Annotated in this window: 11 protein-coding genes; 7 read left to right on the top strand and 4 right to left on the bottom strand. The window is 67.4% G+C overall.

The genetic code is table 11. The features are described from left to right. The first annotated feature begins 22 nt into the window (after positions 1 to 22). The 3 genes from OG361_RS29615 to OG361_RS29625 all read left to right on the top strand — a co-directional run bounded on the left by OG361_RS29615 (position 23) and on the right by OG361_RS29625 (position 3391). On the top strand, positions 23 to 673 hold the full coding sequence (locus tag OG361_RS29615; protein WP_405858317.1) for a thymidine kinase: 651 nt from the start codon (positions 23 to 25) through the stop codon (positions 671 to 673). Between the two features lie 524 nt (positions 674 to 1197). Further along, complete coding sequence (locus OG361_RS29620) at positions 1198 to 1947, top strand: transposase family protein (RefSeq protein ID WP_405858319.1); 750 nt, start codon at positions 1198 to 1200, stop codon at positions 1945 to 1947. Between the two features lie 238 nt (positions 1948 to 2185). After that, the gene (locus OG361_RS29625; RefSeq protein ID WP_405858321.1) at positions 2186 to 3391 is read left to right on the top strand and encodes an IS110 family transposase; all 1206 of its coding nucleotides are present in this window, start codon (positions 2186 to 2188) and stop codon (positions 3389 to 3391) included. 93 nt (positions 3392 to 3484) lie between these two features. Here the strand turns inward: OG361_RS29625 and OG361_RS29630 are convergent, their stop codons facing one another. Together OG361_RS29630 and OG361_RS29635 are read right to left on the bottom strand one after the other, a co-directional pair. Then, positions 3485 to 3790 carry a hypothetical protein gene (locus tag OG361_RS29630; protein ID WP_405858323.1) on the bottom strand — a complete coding sequence of 102 codons (306 nt, stop codon included), beginning with the start codon at positions 3788 to 3790 and terminating at the stop codon, positions 3485 to 3487. Further along, entirely contained in the window at positions 3787 to 8412 is a 4626-nt protein-coding gene (locus OG361_RS29635; RefSeq protein WP_405858325.1) for a DUF6531 domain-containing protein, read from the bottom strand. The genes OG361_RS29630 and OG361_RS29635 overlap by 4 nt, the downstream gene beginning before the upstream one ends. Before the next feature lie 678 nt (positions 8413 to 9090). On the opposite strand from OG361_RS29635, the gene OG361_RS29640 reads away from it, so the two are divergent. Together OG361_RS29640 and OG361_RS29645 are read left to right on the top strand one after the other, a co-directional pair. Beyond that, on the top strand, positions 9091 to 14271 hold the full coding sequence (locus OG361_RS29640) for a sacsin N-terminal ATP-binding-like domain-containing protein (protein WP_405858327.1): 5181 nt from the start codon (positions 9091 to 9093) through the stop codon (positions 14269 to 14271). Positions 14272 to 14446: 175 nt separating this feature from the next. Further along, positions 14447 to 15076 carry a thymidine kinase gene (locus OG361_RS29645; protein WP_405862514.1) on the top strand — a complete coding sequence of 210 codons (630 nt, stop codon included), beginning with the start codon at positions 14447 to 14449 and terminating at the stop codon, positions 15074 to 15076. A 19-nt stretch (positions 15077 to 15095) separates the two neighbouring features. Here OG361_RS29645 and OG361_RS29650 read toward each other — a convergent pair whose 3' ends face one another. Both OG361_RS29650 and OG361_RS29655 read right to left on the bottom strand, forming a co-directional pair. Next, positions 15096 to 16304 carry a sensor histidine kinase gene (locus OG361_RS29650; RefSeq protein ID WP_405858329.1) on the bottom strand — a complete coding sequence of 403 codons (1209 nt, stop codon included), beginning with the start codon at positions 16302 to 16304 and terminating at the stop codon, positions 15096 to 15098. A gap of 300 nt (positions 16305 to 16604) precedes the next feature. Continuing rightward, on the bottom strand, positions 16605 to 17285 hold the full coding sequence (locus OG361_RS29655) for a ScbR family autoregulator-binding transcription factor (protein WP_405858331.1): 681 nt from the start codon (positions 17283 to 17285) through the stop codon (positions 16605 to 16607). Positions 17286 to 17771: 486 nt separating this feature from the next. On the opposite strand from OG361_RS29655, the gene OG361_RS29660 reads away from it, so the two are divergent. Continuing rightward, positions 17772 to 18416 (top strand): winged helix-turn-helix domain-containing protein, encoded by a 645-nt coding sequence (locus OG361_RS29660; RefSeq protein WP_384567748.1) that lies wholly within the window; start codon positions 17772 to 17774, stop codon positions 18414 to 18416. Positions 18417 to 18558: 142 nt separating this feature from the next. Continuing rightward, positions 18559 to 20313 (top strand): acetyl/propionyl/methylcrotonyl-CoA carboxylase subunit alpha, encoded by a 1755-nt coding sequence (locus OG361_RS29665; protein ID WP_405858333.1) that lies wholly within the window; start codon positions 18559 to 18561, stop codon positions 20311 to 20313. Positions 20314 to 20557 lie beyond the last annotated feature (244 nt).

A 20557-nucleotide genomic window follows, 5' to 3' on the forward strand; every position in this document is an offset into this window, starting at 1 on the left:
CCTGAAAGGTCCCCGACCCGTCATGCCCGAGCTGGTCTTCTTCTCCGGAACCATGGATTGCGGGAAGAGCACTTTGGCGCTCCAAATTGGACATAACCGGTCAGCCCGGGGGCTTCAGGGCGTGATCTTCACTCGCGATGACAGGGCGGGCGAGGGCAAGCTCTCCTCCCGGCTCGGTCTTGTGACGGAGGCGGTCGAGGCAGGCGAGGGCATGGACCTGTACGCCTATCTGGTGGGCCAGCTCTCACAGGGCGGCAAGGCGGACTACGTGATCGTGGACGAGGCGCAGTTCCTCGCCCCGGACCAGATCGACCAGCTCGCCCGTATCGTCGACGACCTCGACATGGACGTCTTCGCCTTCGGCATCACGACGGACTTCCGGACGAAGCTCTTCCCCGGTTCGCAGCGGTTGATCGAGCTGGCGGACCGGATCGAGCAGCTCCAGGTCGAGGCCCTGTGCTGGTGCGGCGCGCGGGCCACGCACAACGCCCGTACGGTGGGCGGCGAGATGGTCGTCGAGGGTGAGCAGGTCGTGGTCGGGGACGTGAACCGGCCGTCGGAGGAGATCGGTTACGAGGTCCTCTGCCGCCGTCACCACCGCCGCCACATGACCTCGGCCTCGGCCCGGGCCGGCGTACTGTCCCCGGACGTCCTCCCGGTCAGCAACGCCTGACAGCTCCAAGGTACTGTTGTCGGCTGCGACTTGGACGGGCGTCCCGATTCAGCCCGCAAGTGTGGCGTCATTTTGCTGGAAATAAGGAGGGGCGGTGGCGGCTGTCGGCGCGTGAACGTGGCTCTGGCAAGAGTTCGTAGCCGGAGATCACCTCGGTGACACGGTGGGGCGGCCCACATAGCGGGCAGTCTGTGACTGTGCTCCCACGCACGTCGAGGCCTTCCAGCCCGGACAGGGGGCCGAGACACCGTCGTAAATTCGCGCGGAGAGCATGACGGAGCCCACTGCGGCAATAGGTCCCCAGCTCGACCTGTTGCCCACGTTCGGCCTGCACGAGGCTGACGGACTGCCACGAGTACGCGTGCAGTCCCGACCGGCGGCTACGAAATCCTGCAGTGAGCGTTTTCAGCGTGGCCACTGATCGGATGACGCCGGTGAGGTTGAGGTGAGGGCCGCAACACACAAGGCCCCCGTGCCGTTGGTGGAGGTGTTCGAAGTCTCAACCCGCCGGCACAGGAGCCTCGTTGGTTCCCTATCCTGCCGCACTCGACCTCCCGCATGCCCTTGTCGAGTGGGTCACGATGCTCGTCGTCACCCGTGAGGGTGACCGACGGTGCAAGCTCCCGCCACACCAGCGTGCGCTCGTCGCTCTGGTGTACCTGCGCCGCCACGACACCCTCGCCCGGATCGCGTCCGGGTTCGGGATATCCGTCGGCACCGCCCACGCGTGTGTCACCGCCGTGACCGGCCTGCTCGCCGACCGGGCCCCGGGCCTGCTCAAGACTCTGCGCGAGCATGATCCGGAGTTCGTCCTGCTGGACAGGACCCTCGCCGAGTGCGACCGAGTCGGCGACAGCCGGGCCGACTACTCGGCCAAGCACCGCCGACACGGCGTGAACGTCCAGGTCGTCACCGACCCCACCGGTGAGGTCCTGTGGATCTCGCCCGCACTGCCGGGCCGCACCCACGACCTGACCGCAGCCCGCACCCACCGCATAATCCGGATCTGCGAACGCCAAGGCGTCCCCATCCTCGCCGACCGCGCCTACCAGGGCGCCGGCCCCTGGCTCACCACCGGACTCAAACGCCCACCGGGCGGCGAACTCACCCTCACCCAGCGCACCGTCAACCGGGCCCTGGCTGCGGCGAGGGCACCGGTCGAACGCGGGATGGCACGGCTGAAGTCCTGGCAGATCTTCCGCAGATCCCGCATCAGCCCCAACCGCATGACCGTCATCGCCAAAGCCGTCCTCACCCTGGAGAGGCAACGTTGAAAACGCTCCTTACCGTGTTGGCGGGTTGATTCCGGTCCTTCGTACGATCGGGAGACCCAGGGGCCTGGGTGTGGCTTAAAACGCTCATGCCGTGGGTGTGGCTTTGACTGATTGGCCGCCCAGCGCCCCGCGACGACACGGCCACTCATTGGGATGAGCGAACACAGATCGCTTCGTAAGGACACGTCGGCGTGGTCGTCTGCAGGGACCAGTCAACCCATCGACGAGGGAGGCTCGGGTGCCCGAGCTCTGGGCGGGGACGGATGCCGGCAAGGCCGCGCATCACTGCACGGTGATCGACATGGACGGGACGAAGGCACTCTCGCGCCGGGTGCCGAACAACGAACCCGAACTGCTGGAACTGATAAGCGACGTCCTCGTATTGGCCGAGGGCAGCCCCGTGACCTGGGCGGTCGATCTGAATGCCGGTGGTGCCGCGCTTCTGATCGCCCTGCTGGCAAGCCACGGCCAGCGACTCCTCTACATCCCCGGCCGCACTGTTCACCACGCGTCTCGCGGCTACCGGGGCGATGGCAAGACGGATGCGAAGGACGCCTACGTCATCGCCGATCAGGCACGGATGCGCCGGGATCTTCAGCCGCTGCAGGAGTGGAACGAGATCGCGGTGGACTTGAAGATCCTCACCGCCCGCCGTTACGACCTCGCCGCCGACCGCACCCGCGCCATCAACCGGATGCGAGCCCAGCTCCTGGAGTACTTCCCCGCCCTCGAGCGGGCCTTCGACTACGCCGCGTCCAAGGCCGCACTCATCCTCCTCACCGGCTACCAGACACCCGCCGGCCTGCGGCGGACCGGCACGAGCCGGCTGGCGACATGGCTGAAGAACCGCAAAGTCCGTGGCGCCCAGGCCATCGCTGACACCGCCGTCGCCGCGGCTCAGGCCCAGCACACAGCCGTGGCGGGCGAGAGCACCGCCGCGGCCGTGGTGCACACCCTCGCCAAGGCGGTGCTGACGCTGGACGAGGAGATCGCGGACATCGACAGGCAGATCGCGGCCCGGTTCGGCGAGCACCGCGACGCGGAGGTGATCCTCAGCATGCCCGGCATGGGCCCCTTGCTCGGGGCCGAATTCATCGCCTGCACCGGAGGGGACATGGACGCCTTCGGCAGCTCGGGTCGTCTCGCTGGGGTCGCCGGCCTCGCACCGGTCCCGCGGGACTCCGGACGCATCAGCGGCAATATGCGCCGACCACACCGCTACCACCGCCGACTCCTACGCGTCTTCTACCTCTCCGCCCAGATCGCCGCCCGGTTCTGCCCCACCTCGAAGACCTTCTACGACCGCAAGCGAAACGAAGGTAAGAGCCACAAGCAGGCGATCCTCGCCCTCGCCCGCCGCCGCCTCGACGTCCTCTGGGCGCTGATACGCGACCATCGCACCTTCACCACAGCACCTCCAGCACCCGCTCACGCACCGGCTTGACCAGCTCATTCCACGTCACCAGACCGCTTGACAAACATGATTGGGAATCAGTGGCTTGGCCGGGTCTAGCGGTAGCACGACGCCCGCGTCACCTCACTCCGTCCGGGGCCGACCTTCCCAGGGCGGCGGCCCGACCTGAAGTCGAATCTGCTGGTCGCGGTCGACCAGGCTCACCACGGTCCCCTCGACTGTTTCACCGACCTCCGGGAGTGGTGCCGGAGTCTCGCTGCCCGGATCGCCCGGGTTGTACGACACGACGTCGACGAACCCTTTTACCGCAGGTGCTTCCTCCAGCTCGAGGAATACGCCGAAGTTGAAACGGGCTTTGACGACTCCCCGCGCGGTGGAGCCGACTGGGTACCTGTCCTTGGCCTTCTGCCATGATTCTGCATGCGTCACTTGTGTCGGATCCTTGGGTATTTGTTGAGCTCTTCCACCACGGTGTTCGGTATCTCAAGCTCTGTCAGTGGGCCGCCTTCGTATGGGCGCTCATATTGTGCGTAGCGTGCATCGTAGTCCGCCTTCGGAATCCTCACCTCGATGATTCCTTCACCGTAGTGAGGTGCGTACTTCTCGGCGAGTTCCCGTTCCTTCGCGAAGTAGACGAGGCCGTTCATGTAGGGGTCGTCCGGGCCGCCGGGGAAGTTCTCCTCCAGATATCCGTCTCTTTCCTGGGCATCGCCTTGATTCCTCTGCGGCGCCTTCCAGAGGGACTGTGTGTCGTCGTCAGGACACTCGGGTGCGAGCCCGAGGTGGTCGCTCCAGGTGTGCGGGTTGTGGACGTAGACCGCCGGGTTCGGGGCGGGCGCCAGGCCGAGGGGGTCCGGGGAGAGATAACGACCGGTCTGCGGGTCGTAGTGCCGACGGAAGTTGTGGTGCAGACCCGATTCCGGATCGAAGTACTGGCCGGGAAACCTCAGGGGCGTGTACGCCGTACTGGTGGCGGCCCAGGTCGTGCCGCCCCAGAGCGTGCCTCGAGTGCGCCAGGCTATGTCGCCCTTCTCGTCGATGAGTTCGCTGGGGGTGCCCACGAGGTCGGTCACGATGGCGAAGAAGCGTGTGTCGACCTCACTCTGGGGCGTGTCCCGCCCCAGGATCCGTTCGGTCTGGGCCAGGGGCCGCAGACCGTCGTGGTCCCAGGTGAGAGTGACCGGGTGTGGCAGGAAGTCCGCGCGGGTGGTCTGCTCGCAGAGAGTGCTGCCGTCCCAGGTGAAGTCGGTCCGCTCCACGATGCTCGCACCGTCCGCGGCCAGACGTTGTTTGGCGATGCGCCGGCCGACGGGGTCGTACGCGTAGCGCCACCGAGCACCGTCGGGTGTGGTGACCGAAACGAGGCGGTCTTCGGCATCCCACGTGTAGTGCCAGGTGCTGGGCTTCCGCGAGAGATGCTTCTGCCGGCGAAGCACAACGCGCCCCTGTGCGTCGTGCTCGTAGCGCACGTTTCCCGCCTCGATGAGACGTGTGCCGGAGTAGGCCCGGCGGCCGGTGGCCTCCTGGCCGGGATGGGACGCGGGCCAGGAGGCCTCGGTCTGGCTGCCGGTCTCGTCGTAGGCGTACCGCTCGGACCATCCCTCGGCGGTGACCGCGGTGACCCTGCCTCCGGCGTCGAGGTCGAAACGGCGGCTCCCCGAGAGCCGGTCGTCGACCCCGACGAGATGGCCGTCCGCACGGTAGGTATACGTGCGGTGCTGTGCCGGACGGCCCCGACCGGTGACGTGCTGGACGGCCACCCGGCCCTGCGTGTCGAACGTCTGGGTGACCGCGACCGACTCACCAATGCGGCGGGCCAGCTCATGCCCGGCCGCGTCCCATTCGAAGGTGATGGTCCGCCCGTTGGTCCGGAGCGAGGTCCGGCGGCCGGCGGCATCATAGGTCCAGCTGGAGTGGGCTCCGGTGGGTGTGGTGCGCGCGATGCGACGGCCCGCCGCGTCGTAGGCGAAAGTCGTCGTCCTGCCGTTGACGGTCTCCGAGATGACGCGTCCGCTCAGGTCCCGGGTCCGGCTCAGTTCCGCGTCCGGGCCCGTGATCCGTGCGATGCGCCCGGCGTCGTCGTAGGCGTAGGCCGTCACGGTGCCGGAGGCGTCCTTGCTCGTGGCCTGGCCGAGCTCGTTGTAGGCGAACCCGACCCGCTGCCCCGCACCGTTGAGACGTTCGGTCAGGCGCCCCGCGGCATCGTAGGCGTAGGACAGCACGCGTCTGTCGAAATCCGTCTCGGAGACGAGTCGGCCCGTACTGTCGTACGCGTACCGCCAGGTCAGGCGCCGAGGGTCGGTGACCGCCGTGAGGCGCAGCTCGGTGTCATACGCGAACTCGTACCTGACGCCGTCAGGTCCGGTACGCGCGGACAGCTTGTCGAAGTGGGTGTACTCGAAGCGGGAGACCGCGCCCATGGCGTCCGTGTGGGCGACACAGTTCCCTTCTCCGTCGTACGTCCAGGACTGCTGGGTACCGTCGGGCTCGACGCGGCGGGCGGGCCTGCCCTCCACAGTCCATTCGAGATGAGTGGTCGCGCCGAGCGCGTCCGTGATGCGCACGGGGCGCCCGAAGGAGTCCCGCTCGTACCGGGTGAGTCCATCGAGTGGGTCGGTCACCATGACGGGGAGCCCGGCGCTGTCGCACCGCACGCGGGTCACGTTTCCCAGTGCGTCCTCGACGGCTGTGAGTCGCCCTGCCCGGTCATAGGTGAAGAGTGTGGTGGAGCCGGTCGGATCGGTCTCGACCGTTCGATTGCCGCGGTCGTCGTAGGCCAGCGCCCGTACGGCTCCACCAGGTGCGCTGACCGTCGTGGGGAGATTCCGCTCGTCGTAGGAAGCCGTGGAGGTCTGTCCGTCGGCCCAGGTGATCCCCGTCCGGTTGCCTTGCTCGTCCCAGGTGTACGTAGTGGTGTGGCCGAGAGGGTCGGTGAGAGAGAGGGGACGGTCGTATCGGTCCCAGGTCCGGCGGATCGTATGGCCCAGCGCGTCGGTCTCCGAGACGACCTGGAGGCGGTCGTTGAGGACGTAGACCTTTGCCGCGCCCGTCGAATCCGTGAAGCGGGTGATCCGGTCGCCGGTCTCGGGGTGTGTGTCGTACACGAACGTCGCGGAGAGGCAGCCGTCGGGGCCGACGGTGCGCACGACCCTGCCGGCGGCGTCGTAGGCGTAGCGGTAGGCGGAGCCGTTGCGGTCGGTCCAGGAGGTGATCCGGCCGTCGGGGTCGTAGCTGAGCCGCAAGGGCAGGTCGGAGGAGTTGACGACCTCGGTGAGGTTGCCGCGCTCGTCGTGGCCGAAGCGCATGACGGTGACCGGGCCCTCGGGTGTGCGCAGGGCAAGCGCGTGGACGCGGGCGTTCTCGGTGGTGACCTGGACCGTGTATCCGCCGCTGTGGGTGACAGCGGTCGGGGTGCCGTCGGGGTGGCGGGAGAAGGCCATGTGGTTGTCGTTGCGGTCCTTGACCTCGGTGAGCCAGTAGCCGATGGAGGCGTGGTAGGGGCTGCCGGTGAAAGACCGGGTGAGTCCGGTGTGCGGGTCGGTGACCTGGTAGGTCGTTCGGTCCTCGACCTGTCCGCCGTGGAGCAGCGCGAGGCGCGGGCCCTCCAGGGGCAGGACAGGCTCGCCACCGGGCGCGGGCAGGTTCGGGTAGACGAGGAGGGAGCCGTCCTCACGGGCCCAGACCGCGCCGGCGCCGAGGGGGTCGAGTTCGAGGCGTTCGTCCAGGGTGGAGGCCCAGCTGCGGCCGAACCAGTGGCCGTAGCGGTAATCCGACAGGTGTGTGCGGCTGAGGACGAGCGGAAGGCTCCCCGGCAGGGACAGGTCCGTCTGCCGCAGGGTCATCTCGCCGGTAGCGACGTCGACCGGGTCGGTCTCGCAGGTCTTCTTCCTGAGCTCGATGCCGTGGCGGCGTGGATCGGAGGCGGCATCCCTCAGCGGCTCCGGCCTTGCCTGTGCCGTGCCGAGGCCGTCGGCCTTGCGGTTGCCGGTGCCAGGCCTGCCGTTCGGGCCGTGTTCGTCGTCGGTGCTCCTGCGCTGGCGGACGAGGCGGTCGCGGATGGCGTCGTCGTTGTTCTTGTGGTCGACGGATATCTGCTTCACGACCCTCGGCAGGGTCTTGCCGACGTGGTCGCCCATCGTGTTGGCGGACTTCTCCAGGGCGCCCATGGCCTTCTCGATGACCGGGTCCAGGGCGTCGGCGATGCTGTCCCGGCCCTTGTTGCGGCCCTGAGCCGTCTTCGCCTTCGTCAGCTTCCCGGCGGTCTTGCCGTGGATCCCGACGCTCACACCGTTCAGCTTCGTACCGGCGTTGTCGTGCTCGTCGTGCTCGATGTGGAAGCCGTTGCCCCCCGGGCGACCGCCGCCGCCCCCGTCGACCGAGGCGAGGTTCAGGCCCTGCTTCGCGCCCTGGACACCCTGGTCGAAGCCGTCCTTCCCGGCCTGCTTCGTCTGGTCGAGGTTCACCCCGTTCTGGACGCCCAGGGCGTCCATACTGACCTGGACCACCAGATCCGCGGCCATGTTCTCCAGCGCCGCCACCGCCGGTTCGGTCATCACCCCGACGATGTGACCGACCGCCTCCTCCATCGCGCCCGTGATGAACTTCAGCAGCTGCTTCTTCGTGTAGGCGATCGCACCGGCGCCGAGCAATGCCGACAGACCACCGGTCACCGGGATCAGCGCCATGGCCAAACCGGTCTGGCCAGCCAGGATGCCGAGCTCCGCGACCGCCTTCCACTTCATGGCCTCGATCGCGCCCGCCGCCATGTCGAGTGCGCCCGCGATCGTACGGGCCCCGGACACGATGTCCTTGAGGTGCTTGCCCTTGACCTTGCCCCAGTGCTCGTTCAGCGCGTCCATCGCCTCGCCGTGACCCGACGACAGCAGGCGCTCCATGTGGTTGTTGGCGAGCTGGCCGTCGTCGGCGAGGTCGTCCGCGAACTCCCGCAGCGCGTCCGCCATCTCCCGGTAGGCGTCCTCGTCCACGTTGGGCCAGTTCACCCCCACCAGGTCAAGGAGTGTGTCCGCCCAGTCCGGCACCGTGACAGCCATGAACCCAACTCCCCCGTACGCACAACATTTCCTAAAATGCTTGTGCGAAGAAAGCTTTCACGGCAACACCGACCGGAGCAAGGCGACTTCGGCGGCCCGGGCGCCACCACGCGTGAGAGCGCGAGCCCGCCACCCACGGGGAACATGAGTTTCCAGCCTCTTAACCGGAGTGCCTCCGGCCGGAATCCGTCTTGTCGAACCCGCCCATCCTGGCGTGACCGGGCGCACGGGTAATCAGCAAATCGTTCGCCTTGGCGAAGTCGAAGCCGGCTCTGTGTGCCTCCGGAGAACCCGAGACCCTTGTGTTTTGCGGGCCGTGTCCCGGTGCCGCCCTTCACGTCGAGCCCGGGTCACCACCTGTGGGTTCCGCGCGCGGGCTGCCGGAACCGGCAGGAGCGATGTTGGATGGCCAAGTAACAGGACCTCTTCAGACCAACTCTGTTCGGGAACTGGGTGTCTTCGACTCGGCAGTACCGGAGATCCGTAGCGATATCTCTCCGACCTCACGGTGCTTGGCTGAGTCGGCTGACCGGCGGGGTGAATCGATACGATCACCGGGTAGCCAACTCGTGGGGGTTCTTCATGGTCGCGGTGGGACGCAGTCGGCCTGCTGCCTGGCGGAAAAATGTCAACGACCGTGCCCTTGCACAGGTAGAGGGCTGTCTGCGGGATCCAGAGGTGTACCGGGAACTCAAGGAGATCGTCGATCGGATGATCTCGCCCGAGTACCAGGGGCGCGGGCTGATCGAGCTGCTACAGAACGCCCATGACGCCCATTCCTCACATTCCGCCGATGGTCGGGTCGAGATCGTCCTGGACGAGCAAGAGGGCGAACACGGTGTCCTCTACGTCGCCAACGGAGGCCGTCCGTTCAGCACACGTAACTTCAACGCGTTGTGCCGTATCGGGCGTTCCAGCAAACGCCCTGAGGAAGGCATCGGCCACAAGGGAGTGGGCTTCAAGAGCGTCTTGCACTTCAGCGAGGCCCCCGAGCTGTACAGCGTCGCACAGGTCGGCTCCAAGGTCTTTGACGGATACCGCTTTCGCTTCGCCCTGCCAGAGGACATTGACCGCCTGGCCGAGCAGATCGTTTCTGGCGTGCAGGACCCGTCGGGCCTCCTGCACGAGAACCTGCCTCGCCTCAGGGTGCCGGTCGTCCTCGAAGCGGTCCCGGAAACGGTCCGGCGTTTCGGCCCACGCGGCTTCGTCACCGTAGTCAGGGTGCCGTTGCGCTCGGCTGAGGCGCGAGAGGCGGCCCGTGCACAGATCCGTGAACTCATGGACGGCACAGCACCGTTCGAGCTGTTTTTGGATCGGCTCGTTCAGGTGACGCTGGACATCCGGTCGGAGAGCGGCCGACAGCGCAAGCGTTACGACCGAAAGGTTCGGCCGCTGTACGGATTCCGAGGACTCAAAGTCCAGGAGATCACGTTGCGCGGGCGGATGCGCCTGATCGTCGTGCGGGCCAGGGTCGACGAAGGACTGGCTCGAGACGCGATAGCGTCCAACATACGAGACGGTTCCATGAGTGCCGACTGGACGGCGTTGGAAAAGAAGGCCGAGGTGTGCGTGGCCGTCCCGGCGGGAGAACCGCTGCCGGATGGGCGCCTCTACGCTTTCCTGCCTATGGGGACACAAGCACCTTGCCCGATACCTGGGTTCGTGCACGCGCCGTTCTTCGTCGAGCTCAATCGACGGTCATTCAACGAGGCGAACCCCTGGAACGACCTGCTGCTCGATACTGCCGCGACGGCATGCGCCAGAGCGGTCCTGCTCGCTGGCGAGGGCCGGGTCGATGTCCCCGCGGGTGCGCTTGTCGATCTGATGTGCTGGGCGCCCGCCCACCTGGATCGCCTGGGAACATCTTGCCAACACCTCGGCGAGGACTTGGACGGCATCCCGTTCATGCCCGTACTCGCGCCTTCGGGGGAGCGAACCTCGCTGAAGAAGGGATACTTGTGGAAGTGCCCGGACTCGTCGCGGGCCTTCACACCCGCAGTCCTCGCGGCTATCGGTACACCGAACCTCATCGATCCAGGACTGCAACCGGTCCGTCGGCGACGCCTGCTCGCTCTCGCCGAAGCCCGCAGGTATCCCTTGCCCCCGCCGCGGACCGTGACCCTGAGATGGGCGGAGCAACTGGCAGCGGCGATGCAGCGCGACGAGTTCGACGCGGACCGATGGGCTGACTACTACGCCGACTTGTCTGAATCCTTCCCCGATGGCGCCTCCTTGTCCGGTAAGACAATCATCCTGACCTCCGAGGAAACCCTGGCATCGGCGGGCCATGACGCTGTCTTCCTGGAGCCGGGCCGTGCGGAGTCACCCACCCTGCCCACCCTGCCCGACGGCCTGTCGGGCAAAGTCTCCTTCCTCCACGGAGCGATCCACAGCTCTGCCCGACGTGGCAAGCGCCGACCGACAGGGTTGCGCTGGCTGCGTTCACAGCGGCTGGTCCATGCGTACGAACCGGAGTCCGTCCTGCGCGCCGTCAGCTCGGTCATGCAGCAAGACAGGCAGGACGAGGACACTCGGCACCAGTGCCTCCTCTACGCCTGCGCGGTATCCGGCACGCTCAGCCGCCCGCCCAAACTTGCAGACTTCCCCGTGCCGGTCCGCGACGGATGGCTGAATGCCGACCAGGCCATGTTCGGCCGCGGATGGCCGGGCAAGGAGCAACTGGTGGACGATACCCTCGTCCGCTTCCTCGAAGGTATTCGCGATGTGCCGGCCTTGAGGACGACCGCAAAGCGGCTGCTGAGAACCGCGGACCAGATCTGCGCCAATACGGGTATCTCAGCGGATGCCATGCGACGGTTCCTCGAACACCAGGGTGTACACCATGGTTTGCGACCGCGCTACGAGCAGTCCCGAGGCAGCGTGCGGGGCTCAGCTCTCAACAGGCCGCAGTTCTTCGCGGGAATGTCGAACAGCACCGCCAGAGCCGGCTTCCGGGACCAGTGGCGGGACGCCGCCTTGCGTTGGCCCGGTCGCAGCCAGGTCGCGTACGAGACCGTGGACTATCACCCGGCGCGTACCTGGCTGCCCGTGCTGCCCGGCCAGCACGACTATGACGCTTTCGACGACCACAGCCGCAGGCTGTACGCGGAACTCATCGTCCACGGCTTGGCGACCTGGGGTGACACCGACCTGGAGATGAGGTTCGTCCGGTCATCCGACAGGTCCGGCACTCGGTGGCCGACTCCCCTTGCGGTCTTCCTCACTCAGGAGGAATGGATTCCCCAGACCCCGGTCGGGACGGACGACGGTACCTTCGCAGCCGCCGACACCGCATGGTGGTGGTCGAGCGAGCAGCCCCCGCCCAACTACGTGGGCGTCGTGACCGCCGCCCTGCGCCGCAGGCACACCCCTAGGGTGCTCGATCGGCTGCGCCTCCTTGGCATCCGCTCCTGGGACGACCCGAAAACGGCGAGCGACCGAGTCAAGGAGCTGCCCGCTCTCGTACACCGGCATCCACATCTACGCACAGGGGTTCACCGGTACGAGGTGAGCCGCGAGTACGAGAAGGCGTGGGCGGAACTGCTCCCGGTGCACGAGCCTGCCGTGCGGGCAGGAACGATGGCTCCGTCCTGCCTTCTTCTCTCGCGAGCGGACGCGCTGGAGATTCATGAAGAGGGGTCCGAGGAAGGCGAGACCGTGTATGTGCCAGACCCTCAAGGAGTACAGGAACACAAGCTGCTTGAACGGGCGCCGGTTCCGGTGCTGCCCATCATGGACAAGGCGCTGGGTCGTCGGATCGTGGCATTCCTGCAGGCGCGGTCGCACTTCGAGGTACGTTGCGCCGGCGAGGCGGAACTGGAGATCAGCGTCGGTGTACTTCCCGCCCGACAAGCCCCTAGGGAATCACTTGTCGGCTACGCCGGTGCGTGGCTGAAGACTCTCGTGACCGCGGTGGTGGACCTCGACGAGGAGCGCGCCTCCCGGCAGGACCCCGTGTTCCTGCCGGAGGTCGATCGCCTGCTCCAGGCGTGTGTGTTCACCGTGACGCAGAACCTCGTCATCTGGATCGCCGGGCACCGCGTTGAGGCATCCGATGCAGAACGCTGTCTCCTGTACCAGGACCCTGACGAGCCCTGCCTCGTCATACGACACACCGGGGCGCTTACTCCCTGGCACGTGCTGCGGCATGCGGCCACGGCGATCAGCACACTGATCGGTACGCCCTACTTGGCCGCACAGCTGCGTACGGCCCTCTCTGAACTGGCCGATCGCTGCCCTCGGACTGAAGCGATCACTGACGGGGACGTTGCCGCCGCGCTCGGCATCCCGCTTGGGCGGCTCGAACTCGTCGTCGCGGACCGTGCGTCCCGGCGCTCCGGCAGCGCCCAACTGCTACCCCTGCTTGCCTGCGTCGATATCGACGGCGCGGAGGAACTGCGCCGCCGCATGGAAAGCTTCAACGACCGGGCCCAACTCCGCGAGTGGTTGGTGAGTCGACTCGATCCGGGCCGTGTCGACATGCTCCTGGGGCTGCTCGACGACGATGACCGGTCACGCCAACTGGAACTTCTTGACGTCCCCTTGGCCACCGCGAATCGAGCTTGGCGCACCCTGGGCCTCCCCGTCATCGACAATCGGGCCGGGCACCACCGTCAGTTCGAGGCATGGCTGGAGCGGGAACGACCGGCACTCCAAGAACGAGTCAGGGATGCGTTCGCTCATGTTTTCCGCTCCGGCGGTGACCTTTCCGAATACGTCCGCCTGCGCGTGCTGCCCGGCCTTGCGCCCGACGCGGATTGGCACACGACGTACTGGAATCTGTCCTCTGAGCTCCTGGCAGCCCGCGCGGACAGCTGGGTGGCAACCCACATGCCGACGTCGCCCTGTCAGCCGACAACTACACCGCTGCGCCCACTCGTCGAAGTGCGCGAAGGGACCATCGCGGCGATCCACACGCATCTGCCGCGACTGCGTGGTCTCGTTGAGGAATGGGTGCAGCACACGGGAGGAAGGGAGGAGTCGCTCCCCGATGCCTCGGAGATCATCCAGGAGCAGGATGGCGACGGTTTGCTCGACTTCGAGATTCCCTCAGCTCGGGACCTTGCCAACTGGCTGAGTGAACTCGGGCATTGGCCGACAGGTATGCCCGTCGCGCATCGGCGTGCGGATCTCGCACTGGAGAAACGGAATCCGCCGATTCCGGCACAGCGCCCGGGGCTGGCTCCGACCTCAGGACCCGGTCATGCGACGGTGGTTCCACCCTCCGGTCTCATGTTCAACGGCACGGCACTGCCAATTCAGCGAGACGACCTTCGCGAGCTCGCTCACAAAGTGGGGGCAGGGCTCACTGCCGAGCAACTGGCCACGCCTGCACGGGAGGTAGCGGGCCTAGCACCCCGAGCGCCTCGGCCACAGGGCTCTGGGTATCAGGGAACCGGCGGCGGTTCGGGCGGACGTGTTACTCCGGCGGACCCGGACGCAACCACAGCGGTCGGCCTTGCAGGGGAAGCAGTTGTAGCGCGCTGGCTCCAGGTGCAGTTCGGTGTTCCTCCCGAGGTCTCCTGGAAATCGAGTCTGCGCCGCCATGTTCTTGCGGGTACGGGAGACGACCACTTGGGCTACGACTTCCGCATTCATGAAGGCGGACGGACGTATCTGTTTGAGGTGAAGGCTTCCGTTGGCAGCAGCGGAAGGATCATTCTGGGTGATTCGGAGGTGGCTCGCGCCTCCCGTCTCGCTCCGCATGAGACGTACACCATCGTCTATGTGTCCGACGTCCTGGACGACGCTCGGCGACGTATCACCCCTCTTCCCAACCCATTCAGCGCGCCCAACCTGGCTGGGTACGAACTTGTCAGCACCAAGATGACGCTGCGGTTCGACCTCGCGAAGGAGTGATGGCCCGGGCGGAGCAGGTCTCACGCGACCGCTTTCTCACGGCTGGGGAGCGCGCCCCGACGCCAGGCGCGCTCGTTCTCCGGCGGCCGTACACGGAACCCGCTCCATCGCCGGCCTGGGCCCGGGGTGAAGGGGCCTGGACGGGAGGCGGTAGGCCTCTGGGCGTGGACGTTCCATAGTTGGTGGATGGTCAAGCAAGAGCACTTTGGCGCTCCAAATTGGACATAACCGGTCAGCCCGGGGGCTTCAGGGCGTGATCTTCACTCGCGATGACAGGGCGGGCGAGGGCAAGCTCTCCTCCCGGCTCGGTCTTGTGACGGAGGCGGTCGAGGCAGGCGAGGGCATGGACCTGTACGCCTATCTGGTGGGCCAGCTCTCACAGGGCGGCAAGGCGGACTACGTGATCGTGGACGAGGCGCAGTTCCTCGCCCCGGACCAGATCGACCAGCTCGCCCGTATCGTCGACGACCTCGACATGGACGTCTTCGCCTTCGGCATCACGACGGACTTCCGGACGAAGCTCTTCCCCGGTTCGCAGCGGTTGATCGAGCTGGCGGACCGGATCGAGCAGCTCCAGGTCGAGGCCCTGTGCTGGTGCGGCGCGCGGGCCACGCACAACGCCCGTACGGTGGGCGGCGAGATGGTCGTCGAGGGTGAGCAGGTCGTGGTCGGGGACGTGAACCGGCCGTCGGAGGAGATCGGTTACGAGGTCCTCTGCCGCCGTCACCACCGCCGCCACATGACCTCGGCCTCGGCCCGGGCCGGCGTACTGTCCCCGGACGTCCTCCCGGTCAACAACGCCTGACAGCATCGACCGTCAGGTTCTACGGCCGTACGCGGAGCGGAAGATGAATGTCGACGCTGGTTCCCTCTCCGGGCTTGCTGTCGACCGTGGTGCGCCCGCCGATCGCCGCGATGCGGTCCGACATACAGCGCAGTCCGTTGCCGTCATGCGTGTCCGGGCCGATGCGGTCGGCGTCGAAACCGATGCCGTTGTCCTTGACCCGGACATGGGTCCAGAGGCGTGTGACGCGGCTGGTCACCGTGATCCGGTCGGCCGCCGCGTGCTCGAAGCAGTTGCGCAGGCATTCACGTACGGCGAGGAAGATCTGATGCCGCGAGGAATCGGGCACCAGACGCTCGGCACCGGTGGCGGAGAAGGTGACGCGGACCGAGTCGGGCGCCGCCTGCGCGGCGAAGGACTCGACCGATTCCCGGAGCGGCGGCACCACGGTCTCCTCGCGCAGGCCGGTGACCAGGTCGCGCGCATGACCAAGGGCTGAACGCAAGCAGGTTCCGGCAGCGGCGAGATGCCCGTCGGGGTCTTCGTCGTGTTCTGCCCGGAGCTCGAGGCGGCGGAGTGCCACGGAGAGATTGGTGCCGAGCCCGTCGTGCATCTCACGGGCCAGCCTGCGTCGTTCGTGCCACAGGTCGCGGTGGGCGTCGGCCGGCACGGGCCGGGCGGCGCTCTGCCTGCGGATGGCCCGACCGATCGGCTGGATCAGCGCGATCGCGCGGGCGACGGCCTGCGTGGAGTGTGTGCCCGCCAGGACGTGCAGCAGGGCGCACTCGGTCAGCAGGCTGCCCGCCGCAGAGGTCAGTTCCGGGGTCAGGGCCGCCAACTCAGGTCCGTGGGGTGCGGGTTCGGCGGCTGCGCCGTCGACCTTCACCGCGACGTCATCGAGGATCCGGTGAGCGCAGGCGGTCAGCGCTGCCCGTACCGCGAAGGTGTCCAGTTCGAGTTCACGGTCGAACTCGAGTGCCGAGTGCAGCCGGTGCTCGAAGAGGCGAAGGATCGCACCGGCCTCATGCGGAAGCAGCACCCCGTGGGGCAACTCCGCCTCGTCCACGTGCTGTTGGGTGCAGCGCTCCAGCGGCCCGAAGCGGCGTCCGGACCCGCTGCGGGGTGCAGGAGCGTACGGCGAGACGGACCGGCTCAGACCGTCCTGCAGAGCGGCCGCGAATCCCCGGCCCACAAAGGATTCCAGCATTCCGATCCCGGACTGGCCGGCCGGAAGAGGTCGTATCTCCATGATCAGCCTCGTTCGAGTATGCCGACGGAGCTCTCCGCGGGCTGAGGTTGAGTCGGGCGGATACGGAAAATAACAAACCGGTGTGACTGTTTGTCAAGCGGGAACGGCCCATGGCTTCTGTGGATCTACGGCTCGCAGGCCGTTGACCTGGTGGTATATCGCCTCTTGAGTAAAACCAGTCGGACGGTTTTTCTGGGAGGTCTGGGGGAGTGCCGACCCGGTCGGCCGGGTCGGCTGGGTCGAGCTGGGTCGAGCCGAACGCGCGTCTGCGTAGACGCGCGTGACCGGCGCCGGAGGGTGTCAGTGAGACCGGGCGTCCCTGGTGGGCGTCAACTGCCCTGGAATGCCCGGCGTGCCGGCGCACGCCGAGTCCGTACCGCTCGGATCGAGACCTCCCAGTATGCGCTGGGCGGCCACCGCCGGCAGCAGCAGCTGCCAGAACCCCGTGAGCGAATAGTGGGACAGCCAGTTCGTGTCGCTTCTGCTCAGCACTTCGAATCCGGTGGTCGCGGCCACCACGGTGGCGACGAATCGCTCCTGTGGCACCCCCGTCGCGAGCACCTTCTCGCGCGCGGCCTGTGCCACGAGTCTCTGCACGCATCTCTGCCACTGCCGACGGAGGCTGAGATCGGTGTGCAGTCCTGTTTCGCAGTTGAGCCGGAACCCGGCGCGCACCACCACCTCCCCGTGCAGCAGGTGTGCCAGCGCGTGCGAGAGGTTCACCAGTGCCTGCAAGGCGTTCACCCGCACCAGCCCGGCATCGTCCGCCGCCCGGCGCAGGGAGTGGGCGGCGGCCGTCTCGACGGCGTCGGCCACGGCGGCCTTGTTCGCGAAGTGGAAGTGCAGGGCGCCACGGCTCACCCCGGCGCCCGAACTGATCTCGTCCAGACTGGCTTTGACATAACCGTGCCGCTCGAACAGCTCGGCTGCCGAGTGGATCAGCGCGTTGCGGGTACGGGCGGCCCGCTCCTGTTTGCTCACTACTTGGCTCCCGTCGCGAACGTGTGCCTAACGGATAGATCAAACCAGCATGCCGGTTTGATTTCCACTAGTTGGGGCCGACACTCCCAAATGGCCGAGTATCGATCATTCCGCTTGCTGGAACGCGAGGTCAACCAGGCGAGGGTCATGCTTGCATGAAGGGTCGCACAAGGGCCCCGAAAAATGCGGTCAACTGGTTCAATTCGGACAGTCGTTCGAGTGGGAGTCCAGGGAAACTCCAGGTGGGACTCAAACCACTTTGACAAACCGCCAGCGCGGTTTGTAATCTATTGTCGAACGTCTACTTGGGATGCGCCTGGTGCGCGGACATGGGGGAGACACACGATGGATGGGCAGCCGACAGACCTACTAGCACCGCGGATACCGCGACACCACGACTCGGAGTCCCTGGCGGGGCAGGCCCCCTACGAACCGGTGGCGGAACCGGTCGCCCGCCCGCGTCGGGAGGCGCTGCGGATCCTTGTGGTGGAGAACGAGACCCGAGCCGCCGACTCCTTGGTGCTCGGCCTGCGCCGGCACGGTTACCAGGCCGAAAGTGTCGCGACCGGCGCCAAGGCACTCCAGGTGCACCGGAGCGCTGACCTGATCCTGCTCGACCTCGATCTGCCCGACCTGGACGGTCTCGAGGTCTGCCGCAGTGTCCGGGCCACCTGCGAAACCCCGGTCATCGCCGTCACCGCGCGCGACTCCGAACTCGACCGGGTGCTGGGCCTGCAGGCCGGCGCGGATGACTACATGGTCAAACCCTACGGCTTCCGCGAGCTGATGGCCCGGATGGAAGCGATCATGCGCAGGGTCAGGCCGCCGCAACCCCTCGAGCAGGTCATCATGCGCGGTCCGCTGACGATCGACGCCGGCACACGGGAGATCCGCCTCGACGGCCGGTCCGTCGAGGTGACGCGCAAGGAGTTCGACCTGCTGCACCTGCTGGCCTCCCAGCCCGAAACGGTCATCTCCCGCAAGCAGCTGATGACCCAGGTCTGGGACGACTCCTGGTCGCGGCCGGGGCGCACCATCGACACGCACGTCAGCAGCCTGCGCAGCAAGCTCGGGGCCAGCAGCTGGGTCATCACCGTACGAGGGGTCGGCTTCCGGCTCGGCCATCCCTGAGCGATCGCCGCGGCCGGGCCGGCTCGCCCCTCAGGTGCGGCCCGGGAGTTGACCAAGGTCTGTACTCAAGGGCGTTGATCCCTGAAGCACGCTCCGGTGAGGGTGAGAGAGGTATCCGGACTGTCTGGAGGAGGGAGCCATCGTGCGCAAGGTGCTCATCGCCAATCGAGGCGAGATCGCTGTCCGTGTTGCCCGGGCCTGCCGGGATGCCGGGATCGTGAGCGTAGCCGTCTACGCCGACCCGGACCGGGACGCTCTGCATGTGCGTGCCGCGGACGAGGCGTTCGCCCTGGGCGGCGACACACCGGCGGAGTCGTATCTGGACATCGCCAAGGTGCTGGCCGCGGCGAAGGACTCGGGTGCGGACGCCGTCCACCCCGGCTACGGCTTCCTGTCGGAGAACGCCGAGTTCGCCCAGGCCGTGCTGGACGCGGGGCTGACCTGGATAGGTCCGCCGCCGCAGGCGATCCGTGACCTGGGTGACAAGGTCGCGGCCCGGCACATCGCGCAGCGTGCCGGTGCCCCGCTGGTCGCCGGTACGCCGGACCCGGTGTCGGGCGCGGACGAGGTGGTGGCGTTCGCCGAGGAGCATGGCCTGCCCATTGCGATCAAGGCGGCGTTCGGCGGTGGGGGGCGTGGTCTGAAGGTGGCCCGCACCCTGGCAGAGGTCCCGGAGCTGTACGACTCGGCGGTCCGTGAGGCGGTCGCGGCGTTCGGCCGGGGCGAGTGCTTCGTGGAGCGCTATCTCGACAGGCCGCGCCATGTGGAGACCCAGTGCCTGGCCGACTCCCATGGCAACGTGGTCGTCGTCTCCACCCGGGACTGCTCGCTGCAGCGCCGCCACCAGAAGCTCGTCGAGGAGGCCCCGGCGCCGTTCCTGACCGAGCAGCAGAACACCCAGCTGTACGCGGCCTCGAAGGCGATCCTGCGCGAGGCCGGTTATGTCGGGGCGGGCACGGTGGAGTTCCTGGTCGGCACCGACGGCACGATCTCGTTCCTGGAGGTCAACACCCGTCTGCAAGTGGAGCACCCGGTCACCGAAGAGGTCACCGGCATCGACCTGGTCCGTGAGATGTTCCGCATCGCCGACGGCGAAGCCCTCGGCTACGGCGATCCCGAAGTGCGCGGCCACAGCTTCGAGTTCCGGATCAACGGCGAGGACCCGGGCCGCGGCTTCCTGCCCGCGCCCGGCACCGTCACCCTCTTCACCCCGCCCTCCGGCCCCGGCGTCCGCCTGGACGCTGGCGTGGAGACGGGCAGCGTCATCGGCCCGGCCTGGGACTCGCTGCTTGCCAAGCTGATCGTCACCGGTGCCACCCGTGAGCAGGCCCTGCAGCGCGCCGCCCGGGCGCTGGGCGAGTTCACGTTGGAGGGCATGGCCACCGCCATCCCGTTCCATCAGGCCGTCGTCACCGACCCGGCGTTCACCGCCGATCCCTTCCGCGTCCACACGCGGTGGATCGAGACGGAGTTCGTCAACACCATCAAGCCCTTCTCCGCCGTGCCCGACGCGGAGGCCGAGGACGAGACGGGCCGCGAGGCGATCGTCGTCGAGGTCGGCGGCAGGCGCCTGGAAATCTCCCTGCCCTCCAGCCTGGGCATGACATTGGCCCGTACCGGTCTGGCCGCCGGCGCCAAACCCAAGCGCCGCGCCGCCAAGAAGTCCGGCCCGGCCGCGTCCGGCGACACCCTCGCTTCCCCGATGCAGGGCACCATCGTCAAGGTCGCCGTCGAAGAGGGCCAGGAAGTAGCCGAAGGCGACCTGGTCGTCGTACTCGAAGCCATGAAGATGGAACAGCCGCTGAACGCGCACAAGGCAGGCATCATCAAGGACCTGAGCGCGGCCGTGGGCGCCTCGCTCACCTCCGGCGCCGCGATCTGTGAGATCAAGGACTGAGCCGGTCGTACATCCGCGGGAACCGCCGCGCGCTTCGAGTCCATGCCGAAGCGCGCGGCTTCGGCCACGCGGTCCGCCGCACGCGGGCCGCCGGGCTGATGCGCGAGAACGGCATCGTCGTCCGTCACCCGCGCAAGCAGAGGCGCCGGCCGCGGTCGCGGCCCGCGGCGGTGAGGTCACCGGGGTGATCTCCCACGCGCCGCGGACCGCGCCACCTCATCGCCGGCGACCGGGGGGATCGGCG

It is taken from the genome of Streptomyces sp. NBC_00090 (assembly GCF_045160815.1).
In the GTDB taxonomy this organism is placed as follows: domain Bacteria; phylum Actinomycetota; class Actinomycetes; order Streptomycetales; family Streptomycetaceae; genus Streptomyces.

Bases quoted from the DNA above. Each gene is read 5' to 3' on its own strand.
- OG361_RS29615 (WP_405858317.1), top strand. From the start codon at position 23: ATGCCCGAGCTGGTCTTCTTCTCCGGAACCATGGATTGCGGGAAGAGC.
- OG361_RS29635 (WP_405858325.1), bottom strand. From the start codon at position 8,412: ATGGCTGTCACGGTGCCGGACTGGGCGGACACACTCCTTGACCTGGTG.
- OG361_RS29650 (WP_405858329.1), bottom strand. From the start codon at position 16,304: ATGGAGATACGACCTCTTCCGGCCGGCCAGTCCGGGATCGGAATGCTG.